8 protein-coding genes are annotated in these 19245 nt (G+C 44.3%); 3 read left to right on the top strand and 5 right to left on the bottom strand.

Translation table 11 applies throughout. From position 1 onward, the window contains the following. Positions 1 to 27 precede the first annotated feature (27 nt). The 3 genes from VYM24_RS03600 to VYM24_RS03590 form a co-directional block, all read right to left on the bottom strand. On the bottom strand, positions 28 to 999 hold the full coding sequence (locus VYM24_RS03600; protein WP_291550933.1) for a FecR family protein: 972 nt from the start codon (positions 997 to 999) through the stop codon (positions 28 to 30). Further along, positions 996 to 1520 (bottom strand): RNA polymerase sigma-70 factor, encoded by a 525-nt coding sequence (locus VYM24_RS03595; protein WP_330941473.1) that lies wholly within the window; start codon positions 1518 to 1520, stop codon positions 996 to 998. The genes VYM24_RS03600 and VYM24_RS03595 overlap by 4 nt, the downstream gene beginning before the upstream one ends. Positions 1521 to 1844: 324 nt before the next feature. After that, a complete protein-coding gene (locus VYM24_RS03590) occupies positions 1845 to 4430 on the bottom strand; it encodes an outer membrane beta-barrel family protein (RefSeq protein ID WP_330941472.1) in 2586 nt (861 codons plus the stop codon). A gap of 450 nt (positions 4431 to 4880) precedes the next feature. On the opposite strand from VYM24_RS03590, the gene VYM24_RS03585 reads away from it, so the two are divergent. After that, entirely contained in the window at positions 4881 to 7943 is a 3063-nt protein-coding gene (locus tag VYM24_RS03585; protein WP_330941471.1) for a SusC/RagA family TonB-linked outer membrane protein, read from the top strand. A gap of 12 nt (positions 7944 to 7955) precedes the next feature. Continuing rightward, positions 7956 to 9896: a RagB/SusD family nutrient uptake outer membrane protein gene (locus tag VYM24_RS03580; RefSeq protein WP_291550938.1), complete on the top strand. Its 1941-nt coding sequence runs from the start codon at positions 7956 to 7958 to the stop codon at positions 9894 to 9896. A gap of 242 nt (positions 9897 to 10138) precedes the next feature. On the opposite strand, the gene VYM24_RS03575 is transcribed toward VYM24_RS03580, so the two are convergent. After that, positions 10139 to 14251: a hybrid sensor histidine kinase/response regulator transcription factor gene (locus VYM24_RS03575; protein ID WP_299091861.1), complete on the bottom strand. Its 4113-nt coding sequence runs from the start codon at positions 14249 to 14251 to the stop codon at positions 10139 to 10141. 233 nt (positions 14252 to 14484) lie between these two features. Between VYM24_RS03575 and VYM24_RS03570 the strand changes: the two genes are divergently transcribed. Continuing rightward, positions 14485 to 16689: a sodium-translocating pyrophosphatase gene (locus VYM24_RS03570; protein WP_299091858.1), complete on the top strand. Its 2205-nt coding sequence runs from the start codon at positions 14485 to 14487 to the stop codon at positions 16687 to 16689. An 89-nt stretch (positions 16690 to 16778) separates the two neighbouring features. Here VYM24_RS03570 and hepB read toward each other — a convergent pair whose 3' ends face one another. Further along, complete coding sequence (gene hepB / locus VYM24_RS03565) at positions 16779 to 19094, bottom strand: heparin/heparin-sulfate lyase HepB (RefSeq protein ID WP_291550943.1); 2316 nt, start codon at positions 19092 to 19094, stop codon at positions 16779 to 16781. Positions 19095 to 19245 lie beyond the last annotated feature (151 nt).

Below are 19245 nucleotides of genomic sequence, written 5' to 3'. Positions count from 1 at the left end.
GAACTTTCCGGCTCTTCCCCCTGTATATCAATGTTTGGGAGAATAATCGCTGATGATTACTTTTCCCTTTTTTTGTTCCAGTTTGGCTATTCCCAGATCATTAAGTGCTTGCACTACTTCTTCCAAGGAAGTTGTTCGCGGGAAGCGGAAATGAATGCGTTGTTTCAGCAAGTCGGGCGAATGAAAGATGATACTGGCATTATACCATGTGCCGACAGACTTCATAATCTCCGCCAGTTCGGCATCATCGAAGCTGAACTCTCCTTTGGTCCATCCTTCCGTTGCGGTGAGTTGTGCTTCGGCTATGGTGAAACCATTATCTTCAGACAATATAGCTTGCTGTCCGGGCAATATGTCTTTCTGCCGTGTTTGTTTTTTGTCGCTGACGCGGACGCGCCCCTGAAATAAAGTAACTGCCGCTACTTTTCCCGGATAGGCATTTACATCGAATACCGTGCCCAATACCTGTGTCTGCATCTTACCGGAAGAAACAATGAAAGGACGTGTACTATCTTTTGCCACTTCGAAACGTGCTTCTCCTGTCAGATGGACTTCACGGGTCCCCTCTGTGGGGAATTGTTTAGGATATTCCAGGCGGGAATTGGCGCTGAGTGTAACCTGTGTGCCATCGTCCAGAATGATTTGCGTGGTAGTGGCTGGGGGAGTTGAAAGAGTAATCCTGCCATTGCTTTCCGAGGTGATGATTGCTTCGGGAACATCCAGGGCCGCAAAGATTTCAATATCTTGTATTGTGTCTTCGCTGATAATGCGGGGCACGATAAGCGCTGCCAGCACTACGATGGCAGCTGCAATGCCGGAAGTCCACATCTGTATGATGCGTCTGCGTTTTTGGGCGTCTTGCCGGGAGGCAAAAGCATTCCATGCCGCGCGGGTTTCTTCTTCCGAAGGTAAGTCTCCGAGTGCTTCCCCGAAGGCATTCAGTAATCTGAGGTCTTCAGTATCCATCTTGAAATCATTTTCTTTTTTCTCTTCCATCATCGGTTTCCTCCTTTCTGAGTCATTGCTTCGCGCAAGGTACGCAAAGCTTTGGATATATGTTTCTTTACGGTGTCGGGACTGATGCCAAGTTGTTCGGCTACTTCCCGATAGGTTTTATGTTCATAATAGCAGAGCCGCAATACCGTGCAGGTCGGTTCCGGTAGGTTACGGGCAATGCTTTCCGCCTGTTGCAGTAGTCGCTCATGTTCCCGGTAGTCGGTTGCTACATCCATGCGGGTGGCTTCGTGTAATGCTTCCAGATTGGTGGCTTCTACTTGCAGATGCTTCAGACGGTTAAGGCAGGCATTACGTGCGGCAGTGTAAAGCCAGGCTCCCCGGTTTTCCGGTTTCAGCTTTTCGAATTGTTTCCACGCCTGCTCCATCACACTACCCACAATATCACGGGCTTCTTCTCCGTCGCCCAATAGTTGGGTGGCGTAGCGCACCAGACGGGGATATAGCTCCGTGAACATCTGTCCGAAAACTTCTCTTTTTGTGTCTTTTTTATGAAACAAGGACATTCTCTGATTCTTTTTTGGTCTGCAAAGGTAAGGATTATCCTTTATTTCCTTTATCAATCTCCTTAAACTGTCGCTGCACCGTTGTGGAAAGGGCATTGTACATATTGGGAAAGAGAGATACTGGAATGGTTAGTGTTCTCGCAATCAGTGGTTTGCATTTACAGGTCATTTACATCGCACGGTAAAAGCCTTTACCGCCGTATGTAACGACCTTTACCCCTTATTGTAACGGTCTTTACCTCGGTATGTAACGGTCTTTACCTCGGCGTGTAAACGGAGTTATCATTTGAGGTAAACAGAATCATCCTTTGAGGTAAACGGAATTTAAAGACGTCCTTTTTCACTTTCTCCGGCACCTTTACCTTTATATTTATTCTTGGTGGCATTGAACTGATAGTTGAGGCGTATGCCGAAACGTTGTTTGTCGGCATAATTTTCAAACTCGTTGTAGGTGCGGTCGCCATATACACGAAAGTGATAGGTACCTGTACGAAATATATCATTCGCTACCAGCGAGATGCGCAACGCACGGTCTTTCAGGAAAGATTTGGTAAGTTGCGCATCTACAGTCCCTTCTGTTTTTTTGATGGCATAGCTTTGCTTTGCACCAAATGCCAGTCTTCCTTTTATATTGAAAAACCAGCCACGAGGCAATGTAAAACTGTTATTCAGAATGAAATCCGGTTGCACCTCATTCCAAAGGGGCTGAATATTCAGTGAACGGGCGTTGGACTGAAACCAGGACACGCTGGCCGTAAATTGCGGTTGCCACCAGCCGAACTTTGGGGAGAGTACCAAGGCGCCTCCGTATGCATAGGAGTTGGGAATGCTTGCCATCGTCCACAATACTACGCCGGGATGCATTGTATCGTCGTATGGTTTAGCATAAGTGGTGTACATGTTTCGTACGTGGTTGAAGTACAAACTGGCATTGATCCATTTCCAGCCTCCTTCCAATGAGAAGAGGTTATGCTTTTGTGGTTCCAGTTCAGGATTTCCGTTGTGGTATTGGTACTTGCTTTGGTAACTGATGGTACTGGACAGCATACTGTAGCTGGGATTATGCTTTTTCATGCGATAAGACAGGCCGATATTCCAAGCGTCCTTTTTGTAGAAAATGCCCGCTACGGGAATCAGGTCATGATAAGCAGGACTTTTCTCTTCTTTATAGATATCTGATTCGTAATAATCCGTCTTTTGATATTCATAGCGTAACCCTGCCATGATGTCGAACTGTCCCAATTCTATGGAATAATCGACAAAGGCAGAGGCGATGGACTGTTTGATGCGGTTATCGGCATCATTGGAGAAACCGCTTTGCTTGAAGATGTCGTGGCGCTCGGTGAAAGTTTCTTCAGTACCGAAAGAGAGTTTGCCTTGCCCGAGCGGTGCTGTAATCACCAGTTTAGCGGCATACAAGCGGTTTTTTACTTCACTGTCGGATGAAGCGTCTGTTTCACCATTGTTGTCTACCTTCTGCCCACCTCCGGAGCGACCGTAGAGGTAGTCGGCATTGAAGTCGATGTTCCATTTTCCGAAAGTACCGTTATAATAGCCATTCACGGTATGATTCCAGTTGGTGTGCTTGCGACCGTGTGCGTCGGATGTGAGACGATCTACCTCTTCTCCGTCCCGCAGCATCACGGTTTCACCTTGCGAATAAAGCTCCTGATCGCCCAGTCCGGTTTTGGGTACATAGCGTATACCGAAAGACTGATGGTCATCCGGTTCGTAGTTGAAACCTACTTCGCCATTGAAGTTCGCGTCATGTGCACGATTGACGTTGTCAGAGATGCTTTTCCATTCGGAGGAAGTGTTCAGTTGCAGTTGGGTATGACTGGTGGAGTATGTGTCCGACTCATTGAAGTGCCCTTTGACAAAGATGTCCAGTCCGCCGGTACGATAATTTAGTGAGGCACCTTGTTTGCCTTTTGCCGAGTGTCCCTGAGTATAGTCTGCGTAGGCATTGGCACTTAAACCTTGCCCGCGCTTGCGGATGGTACGTAGCCGGATAACGGATGACACGCTGGAGGAATAACGTGCTCCGGGCGTGGTTACAATTTCAGCGGAGAGTATTTCGTTAGCCTGAAGTTGGTTTAGTTCGGAGGTGTCGCGCACTTTCCGGCCATTGATGTAGATATCCGATTTGCCTCGTCCGATAACGGTATAGTTACCGTCCGAGCCGGTGACAAAAGGGAGGTGACCGATCATATCGCTTGCGGAGCCCAGCATAGAAAGCGGTGTCCCAGCTACGTTGGCAACAAAAGCGCCATTCTTGCGTTCCACCAGCGGGCGGGAGGCAGTGACGGTCACTTCTTTCAGCATTTGTGCGTCTGGTTGCAGGCGGATGTCATTTTCCGGCTGGCAAGGAAGCGTCAAGGATTGATAGCCTATGTAGGTTACTTTCAGCAAATGATTTTTTTCATTGTTGCCGGGTAGGATAAAGCTACCGTCTTCCGCTGTGACGCATCCTGTGATAAAGGCGGAATCAGCTGCTGCCAGCAGGATGACGTTGGCATACGCTAACGGTTCATTCCGGTCTCCGTATATGGTTCCGCGTACCTGGGTAGTCTTGCCATCTTTTCCCTTCCGTTGAATCACGAAGTAATCGGTACGTTCGATACAGTTGAAAGGTTTTCCTTTCAGTACTGTGCGGATGGCTTCGCCTTGCGTCTGTTTACGGATACTTGCTGTTACGTGATAATTCTCCGTCTCTTCATAGGCAAAAAGGATATTCTTGCCGCCCATCTTCTCTATCTGTTTCAGTGCGACAGACAGCTTTTCGTTTTTTAGTTCCAGGCTGACCAGGCTGGCTGTTTGCTGTGCATTTGCGGTTGGGGTAAAGAGTAGAAGAAAATATACAGTGTATATCATCCATGCCTTTCTAAAAGTAAAATCTGTGCGTTTCATTATTCCTTTGTTTTTATTGATTTTACTTATACTACAACATGGGTGCTCAATCGGGTACGGTTTTCGACTGCAAATTTAGTGTAATTATTGAGCCGTCATTGAGCAAACGGAAGATTATGGCGGATTTTGATGGATAAATTGGGTAAATAGCTATTAAATGACTGGCTAATACTGACTTTCTATGTTGCGAGTAACCTATATTAACGATTATGTAACATATTACTGGTACTATGTTACGTGGAGGAAAATATGTGTATTATTTGTTTTCTTGCATTTGTTTTTTATTATATAGTTTTGTCTTCGAGAAGTTTTTTAATGCAAAAAACTATGTCGTGAATAGTAAAATATGTTTAACCTATAAATTAATGTGTATGAAGACATAAAAGACGAATCTTAATGCGTGAACTTGTATTTTTAATTAATGGTAATTTAAATCAAAAAAATGTTTTTATGAAAAACACTAATTCTTATTTTAAACCTTTGGTACTATTGTTCTTACTTAGTGTAATACCCTCGTGGGGTTTTGCACAAAGTATCCGGGTGCAAGGTGTAGTAAATGATAATGCGAGTGAATCGATTATCGGAGCTAATGTGACTGAAAAAGGTACTACAAACGGCGTGATTACTGATTTGGATGGTAAATTCTCGCTTTCAGTGCAGAAAGGAGCTACGCTCGTAATTTCTTATATAGGATATGTGACGCAGGAAATTCCGGTAGAAAATGAAACCGAACTTAAGGTTATACTGAAAGAAGACTCCAAAGCATTGGAAGAAGTTGTTGTAATTGGTTATGGTACGGCACGCAAGTCGGATGTAACGGGATCTATTGCATCTGTAGGCGGCGACAAATTGCGTGAAGTACCTGCCGCTGATGTATCTTATGCTCTGCAAAACCGTATTGCCGGCGTGGATATGTCACAGACATCTTCTCGTCCGGGTGCCACTATGCAGATACGTATTCGTGGTACACGTTCTTTGAGTGCTACTAACGACCCGTTGATTGTGTTGGATGGAATACCGTTTATGGGTAGCCTTACCGATATCAATCCCAGCGACATCAAGAGTATGGATATTTTAAAAGATGCTTCTTCAACGGCTATTTATGGTTCGCGCGGTGCCAATGGTGTTATCCTTATTACAACTCATAAAGGTGTGACCGGTGCTCCTGCCAAAGTATCATATAATGGTTATGTAGGTTTGAAAAAGGTATTCTCCAAATATCCTATGATGAACGGTGAAAAGTTTGCTGAAATGCGTAAATATGCAGGTAAATTTGAGAATTCTATGGATGAATCGGATGATGTCAATACCGATTGGCAGGATCTGATGTACCGTAATGGTTTTGTTACCAGCCATGATGTTAATATTTCAGGTGGTACGCAAGGTGGAAACTACAGTTTTGGTGGTGCATACTACAAAGATCAAGGTGTGATTCCTACACAGAATTATACCCGTTATTCATTGCGTGGTTCGTTCGATCAAGGTGTAGGTAAATACTTCCGTTTTGGCCTTACCACAAACAGCAATTACAATGTGACTAAAGGCAACAACATCGGTCTGTATGGCGTATTGTCTGTTTCTCCTATAGCCAATCCGTATAACGAAGACGGTACTTTGAAGCGTACTGTAAAATATAACAGTCAGGATGAGGCATTCGTGATGACTCGCGATGTTGTAGAGAATTTGGAAGAGAAATGGTTGAACGAAAGTAAAGGATTCGGTACTTATAACAACCTTTTTGCGGAAGTTCAATGTCCTTGGATAAAAGGATTGAAGTATCGTATGAACCTTGGTTTAAACTATCGTTCCACCAAGCAGGGTGAGTTTACCGGTTACGGCATTAACAATACGGCGCCCGATGCCCCCTCTACTGCAGCATTGGCACATTCGGAAACAACGAACTGGGCGGTTGAAAACTTGCTGACTTACGACCGCACTATCGGAAAACACCAATTCAACGTCATTGGAATGTATTCAGCCGAACAAACTGTTTATACGCGTTCTCATGTGGCAGGTCGGGATATTCCGGCAGAGTATTTCCAGTACTACAATATTGGTCGTGCTGAAGGTACTATTACTGTAAATCCGAGTAACTGGAATTATCAAAAGACAGGTTTGATGTCATGGATGGGGCGTGCGATGTACACTTATGATAATCGTTATATGTTGATGGCAACGGTTCGTTCGGATGCTTCTTCACGTTTGGCAAAAGGTCATCAATGGCATACTTATCCGGCTGTATCTGCCGGTTGGAATATTCGTAACGAAGCCTTTATGGATGGTATAGAGTGGCTGGATATATTGAAATTGCGTGTAGGTTATGGTGAGACTTCCAATCAGGCTGTAGATCCTTATAAGACATTGGGTAGACTGAATACACGTCCTTATAACTTCGGACCTACTAATTTTGCTACGGGATATTACGTATCAGAAATGCCCAATGCGATGTTGGGCTGGGAATATTCTTCCACATGGAACGTAGGTTTGGATTTCACTTTGTTCAATGGTCGCTTGTCCGGTACTTTCGAATACTACATCCAGAAGACACATGATTTGTTGCAGAACGTGAACTTACCTTCTACATCAGGTGTAGGTAGCTACATGGCCAATGTGGGTAAAACCGAGAATAAGGGCTTTGAGTTGACATTAAACGGTACGATTCTTGACAATCATAACGGATGGACATGGGATGCCAGTCTGAATCTTTCTGCCAACCGCAATAAACTGGTTGAGTTGGCATCAAAGAAAGACCGTGATGAAGGCAATGGCTGGTTTGTAGGCTATCCTATTGACGCTATTTTTGATTATGAATATGTCGGCTTGTGGCAAGAAGGGGATCCTTATCTCGATATTCTTGAACCGGGTGGTAATGTAGGTATGATCAAGGTGAAATATACCGACGATTACAATGCGGACGGTACTCCTGTACGTGCTATCGGACCGGAAGACCGTCAGATCATGAGTTTAGAGTCTAAATTCCAGGGAGGTTTTAGTACGCGTGTGGCTTATAAGAATTTTGACTTGAATGTGATTACTGCGTTCAAGTGTGGCGGTAAGTTGTTGAGTACGCTTCACCATTCCAGCGGTTATCTGAATATGTTGAGCGGCCGTCGTGGACAGGTAGATGTAGACTACTGGACAGAAGAGAATACCAATGCTAAATATCCGAAACCGGGTGGCATTCAAAGTGGTGATAATCCGAAGTATGGTTCTACGTTGGGATATTTTGACGCCTCATATTGGAAAGTACGCACCATTACATTGGGCTACAACATGGACAACCAACGTTGGCTGAAACAACTGGGAGTACAAGGATTGCGTGCATACGTAACGATCCAGAACCCGTTTGTAATCTGTTCTCCGTTCCATAAGGAAACCGGGCTTGATCCGGAGACAAACTCCTATGGTGATGAGAATGTAGCAGTGGTAGGTTTTCAGAGACGTTTCCTGACAGTAGGTACGAACTCACCCTCTACGCGTAACTATTTATTTGGTATTAACTTGACATTCTAAAGTATTATGAAGATGAAATCGATATATTCTCCTATAAGAGTTCTCGGAACCGCTGCTTTGGGTCTGCTTTTGGCAACTTCTTGTTCCGATATCCTAGACGAACAACCCCGTAGCAGCTATGATCCAACTTTCTTTAAAACGGAAAAAGGGGTGGAAGGCGGTATTACTTCCATGTATTCTTATTTGCGCGACATCTACGGACAGGCTTATTACTACAATTCCTGTCTTACGGGTACGGACGAGGCTACTTACGGGCAAAGCGCCGACGGCAACTTTAAGGATGCCGATCTTTCGGGAGTAGGAAACCTGACCTCTTCTACTTGCCGTGCGGATGCATTATGGGGTATGGCATTTACCAATATCAATACTTGCAACGGTGTGATTGCTAATGGCGGAGAAGTGGGTATATCAGAATCTTTGATATCCGAAGCGCGTTTCTTCCGTGCCATGTACTATTTCCTGCTGGCTCAGACTTTCGGTGGTGTGCCCTTGGACTTGGGCTCTGGTGAGTTGGCTTTCAACATTACTCCGTCACGCACGTCCGTGCGTAATACGGTACCGGAAGTTTATACTAAAGTCGTTTTCCCTGATTTGGTTACAGCTGTTCAGAATTTGCCGGACAATCCTCGTATGACGGGTGGTTTGACTAAAACAGTGGCTCGTCTTTATTTGTCAAAAGCTTATCTGACTTATGCATGGTGGTTGAAGAATCCGAACAATATTCCTACTTATCCGGAATGTCAGAGGACCGATCCTGATGGACATGATGCGGCTTGGTATTTCCAGCAAGCTTATAATATCGCTGTAGAAGCCATAGAGAATCCTGGTCCGTTCGGTTTGGAAGAAAGTTTCTGGAAAGTGAATGCAGGAGTTAATGATCGCAATAAGGAAATCTTGCTTTATGCTGACCATACTCAAGAAGATGAATATTATAATGGTGGTAGCTTGTCATACGGTGGTGGTGGCGCTCCCGATAACTTTGCCGGATGGATGATGAACTGGAATTATACGGATGCGCAATCTAAAGTGAACGGTGTCACTGTGGCTCCTGTCATTCGTGTGGCAGAGCAGGCTTATGGTCGCCCTTGGACTCGTATGGCTCCTCCTCATGGGGTGTTTACTCACACTTTCGCTGATAAAGTGAATGACTCTCGTTATGATGGAACTTTCACGACAGTATATCGTGGAAATTGGTCAACCAATGGTGCCAATTGGGATGCAGTGGAAAACGCCAACGGAATGATGGTAAAAGAAGGGGAACCAATTTTCTCTTTCTTGCTTGAAGAGGATCCTAACGTTGCCTATGGTTCCAATTTGGGTAATTTAGGCGCAGGTATTCTGCCCGGACGCGCCGATTGGGTAATGAATCCCAGTGGAATCAGCCGTCGTATATTTCCTGGACTGTGGAAATTAGGTCCGTATCGTACGGATAACGGTACAGGTACAGGCCAGCCGAATGCAGGTAGTACTCGTCCTTACAATATAGCTAAGTTTTCTGAACTTTATTTGGTGGCTGCTGAGGCTGCAGTAGAGGGTGCAACTACTAAGAGCGGAAAGAATGCGCGCGAACTGGTGAATGTTCTTCGTGCACGTGCCGGTAAATGGACATTCAGTAATGCTCTTAATGCAGAAGTATTGGAAGACCATAGTGCGGAAATGGTTGCCGCCACTCCGGTTACCATTGATATCGACTATATTCTTGATGAACGTTCACGCGAGTTCTTTGGTGAGGGTTATCGCTGGTTCGACCTTGTTCGTACACAAAAGTGGAATGAATATGCCGATGAGTATGTGATTTGTGGAAACGATAAGGGAGATCATACCCCGAAAACTTACCGTCGTACTATCGAAGCGTTCCATTATCTTCGTCCCATTCCGCAAGGACAATTGGACGGTATGGAAATGACCAAAGAAGAAAAGATGGCCTATCAGAATCCGGGATACAGAGATTGAACCGGAATGTATAGACTTTTGCGACAATTTATTAATGTACGTATGCAAGATTGACCTATAAGGGGTTAACAATTAGGTCGCTTAGTTTGATATTCTTACTTTTTGATCAAAAGGTAATTGTGGATTTTCTAAAATTCAAAAAGAGAATATAGAACTGAGCGACCTATTATTACCGGTAAACTTTCAGGCTATTGCTGTTAAACTATTGTGCTTATACTGATAAACCGACAGCTTGCTTTATTTCATTCCACTTTATTTTTCTCCATGGTATCCACGATATTGGACTTTGCGTTGTTGGCACTCTGTTCCATATAGGTAGTGGGCGAGATACCGAATAATTCCTTGAACGCTGTCGAAAAATGGGTGGTGTTGGCAAAACCTACCGCCTCTGCCACTTCCGTGATGTTATGGTGTTTCTGTGCAAGTAGGAGGGCAGCTTGTTTCAACCGGACATTGCGTATAAAGTTGCGTGGTGATTGGTTGGTAAATTCTTTTATTTTGCGATATAAGTGTACACGGCTGATTCCTGCTTCTGCTGCAATCATTTCCACGCTGAGATTTGGGTTTGCCATTTCCTTATTAATGATGGTCATTATGCGCGCTATCAGCTTTTCATCCGGTGATTGAACCTCAATCGGTTGTATCTTGTCAGTTTGTTCCATGCTTCCATTAAAGGTATTTTTTATCAGTTCATGCCTGTAGATGACATTTCGGATTGTTTTTTTCAGAACGTCTATATTGAACGGTTTTGTGATATAGGCATCCACTCCTCCTTCTAAAGCCTCCAGATTACTTTCTTCATTAATTTTGGCAGTCAGCAGGATGACCGGAATGTGGCTGACAAGAATGTTTTGTCTTATTTTCCGGCAGAGGGTCATTCCATCCATTTCCGGCATCATGACATCACTGATAAGGGCGTCGGGTGCATCCTTTATGATTTGCTCAAAAGCTTCTTGTCCATTGTTACATTCAGTTATGTGGTAGTCGGGGGTTAGTTCCTGACGTATGTATCTGCGTATCTCTTCATTATCATCTGCTATCAGTATGCGATATTTGGTTTTGGTGCGTATTCTTTCTTTTTCCTCATTTTCAGGTAAGAATATGGGTAACACCGGATTATTGTCAGATGCGATCTGTCCTTCAGTGTTAGTTTCTTCTATTTCCTCCGGTTTCAAGTGTTCTTTTCCTAATGGCAGGCGAATGATGAATCGGCAACCGGCTTTTTCTTTATTATTTTCGGCATGGATTGTTCCTTTATGTAATTCAACTAGCGATTTGGTCAAATGTAGACCGATTCCGGTACCTGAATTATTTAATCTGTTGGCAACTTGATAAAAACGGTCGAAAATACGTTCTATTTCTTTTTCGTCAATACCCGTACCGTTATCTTCTATTACAATCTTAAAATAAGCTGGTTTTGTTTCATACGCTTCATGTGTGTGCAGGTAGATATTGATTTCTCCTCCTGATTCGGTGAACTTAAATGCATTTGAGAGTACATTGAATATGGCCTTATCAAGATTTTCAGGATCTATCCAGGCACGTAGTTCTTTTGTATCGGGATGGAAGTTCAAGCTAATCTTTTTGGCATTTGCCTGATATTCGAAGCTACTGGATAGATTACGTATAAACTCTACTATTTCTACTTCTCTAAATTTCAGTTGCATCTGGCCTTTGTCAAGCTTGCGGATGTCCAGTAGCTGATTCACCAATTGGAGGAGACGTCCAGCGTTACGCGAGATGGTTTGGTAGTTTTTTTGGCGTTCTTCGTTTCTGTCCTTGCTCATTAGTTTTTGCAGGGGGCTGAGGATAAGGGTGACCGGGGTACGGATTTCGTGAGAGATGTTGATGAAGAATTGTAACTTGGCCTCGTTGATTTCTTCAGCATGTATGTGTTCTAATAATTTTCGGTGAACTTGATAGCGATGGCGTATCTGTGCGCCAATGATGTAAATTATGGTCAGTGCTATCAGCAGGTACACTCCTTTGGCCCAATTTGATGCATACCATGCGGGAGAGATATTGACAATGAAATTTTTAGGTTCGGAATAGAAAGTATAATCTTTGGCCTTGATACTGAACTTGTAAGTGCCGGGTGTCATGTCATTAAAAGATATCCGGTTAATACCTGATTGCATAGTCATCCATTGTCCGTTGTTGACTGAGTACATATAAGTAATGCGTTCAGGATTGAAGAATTCCATGACAGAAAACTCCATGCTGAAAGAATTATGTTTGTGCGACAGATTGAACTGTTGAGCATTCATAACGGAGGTTTCTATGATTCTTCTTCCTTCGGACAACGTATTACTGTTGACGCTTTGATTGTGTATATAGAAACCGGTGAGATGCACGGAAGGAGTGGTAGCTATATCTTTTATTTCTGCAGGATTAAAATAGGTAACCCCGTTAATTCCACCGAACAGAATATGTCCGTTATTGTCGGTACAGACGGCTCTTTTGCTGAACTCATTACCTTGCAGGCCATCATTGGCATAATAAGGGGTAAAGTTGCCTTTTTGTGGGTTGTAGCGTGCTATCCCGTGGTTGGTACTGAACCATAAAGCGCCATTGATATCTTGGGTGATGGCGCATATGATGTCACCAGGCAGTCCGTCTTTTTGTGTGTATTCACGTATTTTATATTCTTGGGGATGCATGGCTTTCAACCCCTCCGATGTGCCTATCCATATAGTGCCTTCTTTGTCTTCATAAAGGGAATGGATGACGGAATTTGGAAGGAGTGTATTGGTGTTGAAAGCGGTGGCAAGGTGCATGGTTTTCAGGTCAAGGCAACCCAGCCCGTCATAAGTGCCGATATAGAGTCTTTCGTCATGACTGTGTAACAGGCTGGTTATCCAGTAACCGGGCAAGAAGTTGCCGGTTGCATAGTATGTACTGTCTTCTTGTTCATAGCGATGCAAGGTTTCGGTGTTTAGATCTATGTAGTAAAGTCCGTTACCCATGGTGCCTATCCAGAGTCGGTCGTGTTTGTCTTCTGCAAAGCTGTATACACGCAGTTTCCCTTCTTTGCTGTCTGCATCGGTTTTTCTTTTGAAATATTGGCAATGGCCGGTTTCTTTGTCAATCTTAGCCATACTTTGCATGTATGAACCTATCCAAAGATTCTGACGCGAGTCTTCGTAGATACTCATGATGGTTGAAGGTACTGAGCCGGTTTCCTGTGTAGGAGGGAAGTGGACGGTATGTTTACCATTCTTTTCCACTTTGTATAAACCATCGTTGTCTGTACCTATCCATAATGTGCCGTCATGATCGTTACAGACAGACATAATACAATTGGAACCGATGATATTGTTTCGTACGGATTTGTATCCTATATATTGAAAACCATTGGCAATGGCAGGAATCAGCAATACCCCTTTTTGGAAGAATCCCAACCACAGATTGCCGAAACGGTCTTTCATAATGGAATGAATTTTTGACTTGTCAAGGTTGAAAGTGGTGATGTTTAACTGATTTTCTGTGATAGTGCGACTTTGAATGTTATATACTTTCAAACCGTATCCGTCAGTTCCAATGTATATTTCGTCCGGCGTGGCAAGAAGAAGACTTTTGACAGGTAATTCAGGGTGATTGGCATAGATGATGGGTTCAAATAAGTCGAGAGTTGGATTATATTTAAGTAGTCCTTTACCTAAGGAACCAATGTAAATCTGTTTGTCGGGGGTCTCACAAATACTACTAATGGTATATTCTGATTCGTTTGCCCCTTTCTGATAGCAGTGTAGTTGTTGGTTCCGGTCTATTCTGAAAATTCCATTTTCACCGGCACTTATCCATAGGTTACCATTACGGTCTTCGTGAAGCGCATTTACGATGGGGATAGGGATTCTTTTCTCCATGCTAATTCCGACCAGTCCTTTATGGGTGTTTGTAATCTTGAACAATCCTTGACCGGCGGTACCCACTAATAAATCTCCGTTACTCAGTTCTTCTATGGCGGCTACGTTAGGCTCTACTATTATACCATCTTGCAGAATCAGTGGGATATCGGTAAAGCGGTCGGCATCAGCACTGTAGTGTTGTAATCCACTTAATGTTCCTACAAAACACTCCTTCTTGCTGCTTTCAAAGACACAACGTACATAATTGTTTGCTAAGGAGTGTTCATCGTTTTTGTCGCTTTTGTAGATAGAGAATTTGGCACCGTCATATTTGTTTAGTCCATCTTCTGTGGCAATCCAGATAATTCCGTTATGGTCTTGATAGATAGAATTTATCATGCTGCTCGATAACTCCTGATCTGCTGTAAATAGGCGACCTGTTTGTCCGTAGCACAATATAGACATCCATGCATAGAAGATACATAGTATAATAGATTTTTTGTTCATAAGGTTCTTTTTTTATATAGCAAGCAAATGTAGTAATTATTTTGTTATTTATGTAACTAACTCTTCTTTTGTATGAAAATATAGGGTTGGGGCATAGTTTATGTGAGTTGTATGAGCTGTGATGAAAGTAGATCATATAGTTTAAAAGCAAATAATTCTATTTATTTTTTGTTTATTTCGTTTCAAATCAATACTTTTAGACTTTCAATCAACCTTTTAATACGAATAACACCATGGACAGTTTGCTTTTCTGGCTGATTCCGGCCGCTTCCGTTTTAGCTCTCTGCTTTGCTTACTATTTCCATAAGCAAATGATGAAAGAGAGTGAGGGTACTCCGCAAATGATAAAGATTGCCGCTGCTGTGCGTAAAGGCGCGATGTCTTATCTGAAACAACAGTATAAGATAGTTGGCTGGGTATTTCTGGGACTTGTGATCCTTTTCTCTATTATGGCATACGGTTTCGATGTACAAAATCACTGGGTACCGATTGCCTTCCTGACGGGTGGTTTCTTCTCCGGACTTTCCGGATTTCTCGGTATGAAGACGGCAACGTATGCTTCGGCACGTACGGCAAATGCTGCCCGTGATTCACTGAATGCAGGATTGCGTGTTGCTTTCCGTAGCGGTGCGGTAATGGGACTGGTTGTAGTGGGCTTGGGCTTGCTCGACATCTCTTTCTGGTACCTGTTATTGAATGCGGTTATACCGGAAGATGTTTTGACTCCGACTCATAAACTCTGTATCATCACTACCACCATGCTTACTTTCGGAATGGGTGCTTCTACACAAGCGCTCTTTGCCCGTGTAGGTGGAGGTATTTATACGAAAGCTGCCGATGTAGGCGCTGACCTGGTAGGTAAGGTTGAGGCCGGTATTCCCGAAGATGACCCTCGTAACCCTGCAACGATTGCCGATAATGTAGGTGACAACGTAGGCGATGTAGCCGGTATGGGTGCAGACCTCTATGAAAGCTATTGTGGCTCTATCCTGGCAACTGCCGCTCTGGGTGCCGCTGCCTTTATTCATACGGGAGATACGGCCATGCAATTCAAAGCTGTTATAGCTCCGATGCTGATTGCAGCCGTAGGTATTCTTCTTTCTATTATCGGTATCTTCGCAGTACGTACCAAGGAGAATGCGAAGATGAAAGACCTGCTCGCTTCGTTGGCTTTCGGTACGAACCTGAGTTCAGTGCTGATTGTAGTGGCTGCTTTCTTTATTCTTTGGCTATTGAAACTTGATAACTGGATGTGGATATCTTGTGCCGTTATAGTCGGTCTGGTAGTTGGCATCATCATCGGACGTTCTACAGAATACTATACCTCACAATCTTACCGTCCTACTCAGAAGTTGAGCGAAAGCGGAAAGACTGGCCCGGCTACGGTAATTATCTCCGGTATCGGTTTGGGTATGCTGTCTACTGCGATTCCTGTGATTGCTGTGGTAGTCGGTATCATTGCTTCCTACCTGTTTGCATCGGGGTTCGATTTCAATAATGTAGGCATGGGACTTTACGGTATCGGTATTGCTGCCGTAGGTATGCTTTCTACCTTGGGTATCACGCTTGCTACGGATGCTTACGGTCCTATTGCCGACAATGCCGGTGGTAACGCTGAGATGTCCGGTCTGGGTGCGGAAGTACGTAAACGTACGGATGCTCTCGACTCTTTGGGTAATACTACTGCCGCTACCGGAAAGGGGTTTGCCATTGGTTCGGCTGCACTTACGGGACTTGCCCTGCTTGCCTCTTATATTGAAGAAATCCGTATCGGACTGACTCGTTTGGGAACTACGGAATTAACACTTCCTCATGGGGATGCCGTGGGTCTCCAGGATGCCACTTTCTTTGACTTCATGCATCATTATGATGTGACGTTGATGAATCCGAAGGTTCTTTCGGGTATGTTCCTGGGTAGTATGATGGCATTCCTCTTCTGCGGATTGACAATGAACGCTGTTGGTCGTGCTGCTGCTCACATGGTGGACGAAGTGCGCCGTCAGTTCCGTGAAATCAAGGGTATTCTTACCGGTGAAACAGAACCGGATTACGAGCGTTGTGTGGCTATCTCTACAAAAGGGGCACAGCGTGAGATGGTGGTTCCTTCACTGATAGCCATTATTGCTCCGATTGCAACGGGACTTATCTTTGGCGTTCCCGGTGTTCTGGGTTTGCTGATCGGTGGGTTGAGTAGCGGCTTCGTCCTTGCCATCTTTATGGCGAATGCGGGCGGTGCATGGGATAATGCAAAGAAATATGTGGAAGAAGGTAACTTTGGCGGTAAGGGTAGCGAAGTACATAAAGCTACTGTGGTAGGCGATACGGTAGGTGACCCATTCAAAGATACTTCCGGTCCGAGTTTGAATATACTTATCAAGCTGATGAGTATGGTAGCTATTGTGATGGCCGGACTGACGGTTGCGTGGAGTCTCTTCTAAGGAAAGTTGCCTGAAAAACGGGGGTGAGGAAACTTAATAAATAAGCCATCTGTCAATGACTTCTTCTACATTGACAGATGGCTTTCTTTTTATCGAAGAAATTCATACCGTCCGGCAGTACCTTCAAAAGAAAGGATACCATCGTCTGTACGAACTTCCAGTGCGGGAATATATACCTTGCCGTCTTTCTTAATTTGCCAGGTTCCCGGAATAAGGTCGGTAATGACAAACTTCATAGTTTGGCCGCCACTTACCGTGAAATTAAATTTACCGGGCAGCGGCTGGCTGTTTTTGCTGAAGGTGACGACGCGGTCGGCTATCTGTACGCCTACTATTTTATCTGCGTCGATGCGTTTTACTTCATTCATTTGCAGACAGGTGTTGTCAGCTACTTGCATTACATTCAGAAAGTAATTTTCGGCAGTAGCGGTTGCAGGTGATATTTCTATACGCCATGCGCCTCTTTCGTTGGCGTCGTCGGGACGTCTCGGCATGGCATCGTTGGCATAATTGGTGCCGAATACCCAAAATTCTTTTCCTTTTCCACCGATTTTCTCTATCCGTGCATCTTGAATTTCGGGGAGCAACACTTGATTCTGTAACATGCCGGTGTCTTCGTTTTTGGTGCGTTTGACGGTGAAACGGTTACTTTCTATTATCGGCTCTTCTATACTGTGCAGTAGCCAGAACTTCTTGAACTGAGGGTCGGCAGAGACTACTTTATCAAACACAATTAAGGCGGCAGGCACTTCGGTAGCGTGCAGGTTGAGGAAAACAAAAGAGCGTTTCGCTTCTTTTACCTTGTCTGTATAGGCTTGCGTGATGTCACCTTTCAGATAAGAATAGTCAGGTTTATTGGCATCGGGGCCGAAACCATGTCCCAGGACTTTACCTGTAGTATATTCCTTGCTTAATAAATCTTTAAAAGAGCGGCAGGTTTCCCAGCGGTCGCCCGGCATGCGTTGTCCACCGTCATTATCGGCAAATTCCGTTTTATCTTGTCCGCCATAATTCCAGCTGGCAAATTTCTCGTTCGGGTTGTATACTAACAATGAGTTATGGGCAATGGTACGTTTGAAGAAATTTTTGTTGTGCGGGCTGTTATATCCGCCGGAACTTCCTTGGTAAGCTCCGGCATCTATTGCCAACGGGCCTTTATAATAAAGTTGAAACGAACCACCGTCCATGTGTTGATGGTTACCAAAGAATTGTTCATTGATTTTCATTTCGGCAATCACGCTGTTTTTGTCCCATCCTGTACGCGCTATCATCCACCCGAAAGGTGAGCCTGAGTATCGGGTCAGCGGCAAGTCATCAGGAGCCTTGGCTTTCAAATCAAAATCTCTCCACAGTATCTCGAAGATGAGGCAGTGGCTTTCTAACTTGGGTTTGAGTTCGTATTCGTAAGCCAGATAATTGTCTTTATAGAAACTGGAAGCGAGCATGGCGGGCAGGGAGTAAGAAGGAATGTTCCTTTTGTTAGGATTCGTATCGCCTGCGGGCATTACTTGTCCGTCCGGACGACGGCGGTACAGGAAGTCGTATGGTACGAATTGTTGCGCGGGATTGTAGATTGCGCCGGCTCCCATACGATCCAGAATCCATAAGGAGAACAGGTCATTGCTGAAACGCACATTGACATAACTTGTTCCCTGATGATAATTATGGCCGGAATAGATGTAATTTCTTACCGGCAAGTAATCCTTGTACAACATTCGGATGACATGGAGGTACATATCCGGATATTCGTCGTAGATAGCAATACCGGCTGAAAGCATGTCCCGCAAGATCATCCATTCGGAAGAGTGTCCGGCTATGGGTTCGTTATTTTTGGGTGGATAACCGCATTCCATGGTCTTGGAGATTCGGATGAACGATTCTATATATGCTTTCTTTTCCGATTCTTTCATCTGGTCGTAGCACCAGTCATATACCATTGCGCCGCACATCAGCATGACTCCGCTGGCGCGCGATAAGTCTTGTTTGGTTCCGAAATTGGTATGCTGTAATGAATCGAGCATGGAAGTGATGGCGCGTCTGGCTTGCTTCTTGTCACCATATACCAGATAGTCGAGAGCTTGTACTTGTACACGGCTGGTTACTCCCCGCATCTCGAAGTAGTAGCGGAAGCCTCTGTCGGTTACTTTTGCCTCTTCCTCTGCGGTGCGGTCTATGCCAAGTTTACGCAAGGTTGCCAGATTTGCTTTTACTTGCGGGTGATCCATCCGTTTCTTTAAATCCGGTAAATTGGCGGGACGTACATAGAGTCGGGGGTGAGTTGAGGGAGGAATGGGGATGGTGATGTCCTCGAATTTCTCCCAGGTTACTTCATCTCTTTTCTGAGCACCGGCTTCCAGACAAAAGATGAAGAAAAAACTCGCTGCTAAAAGAAAATTTTTCTTCATGGTTGCTGTTTTATAGATTAATAAAATACTGGTTCATGCATGATATACGGTGCGAAAACCATATACTCTGTTTACAAATGTAGAACATTCAACCATTACCTACATCATTATAAAACAACAAAATACTGCCGGTGCAGCATTCTGAGACATA

This window comes from Bacteroides sp. MSB163, from assembly GCF_036416795.1.
GTDB classification, from domain to species: domain Bacteria; phylum Bacteroidota; class Bacteroidia; order Bacteroidales; family Bacteroidaceae; genus Bacteroides; species Bacteroides maternus.
This window is presented reverse-complemented; position numbering and strand designations above follow the sequence as displayed.

What these genes read in the sequence shown, in the direction of transcription:
- VYM24_RS03600 (WP_291550933.1), bottom strand. Translation starts at nt 999, where the DNA reads ATGATGGAAGAGAAAAAAGAAAATGATTTCAAGATGGATACTGAAGAC.
- VYM24_RS03595 (WP_330941473.1), bottom strand. Translation starts at nt 1,520, where the DNA reads ATGTCCTTGTTTCATAAAAAAGACACAAAAAGAGAAGTTTTCGGACAG.
- VYM24_RS03590 (WP_330941472.1), bottom strand. Translation starts at nt 4,430, where the DNA reads ATGAAACGCACAGATTTTACTTTTAGAAAGGCATGGATGATATACACT.
- VYM24_RS03585 (WP_330941471.1), top strand. Translation starts at nt 4,881, where the DNA reads ATGAAAAACACTAATTCTTATTTTAAACCTTTGGTACTATTGTTCTTA.
- VYM24_RS03580 (WP_291550938.1), top strand. Translation starts at nt 7,956, where the DNA reads ATGAAATCGATATATTCTCCTATAAGAGTTCTCGGAACCGCTGCTTTG.
- VYM24_RS03575 (WP_299091861.1), bottom strand. Translation starts at nt 14,251, where the DNA reads ATGAACAAAAAATCTATTATACTATGTATCTTCTATGCATGGATGTCT.
- VYM24_RS03570 (WP_299091858.1), top strand. Translation starts at nt 14,485, where the DNA reads ATGGACAGTTTGCTTTTCTGGCTGATTCCGGCCGCTTCCGTTTTAGCT.
- hepB (WP_291550943.1), bottom strand. Translation starts at nt 19,094, where the DNA reads ATGAAGAAAAATTTTCTTTTAGCAGCGAGTTTTTTCTTCATCTTTTGT.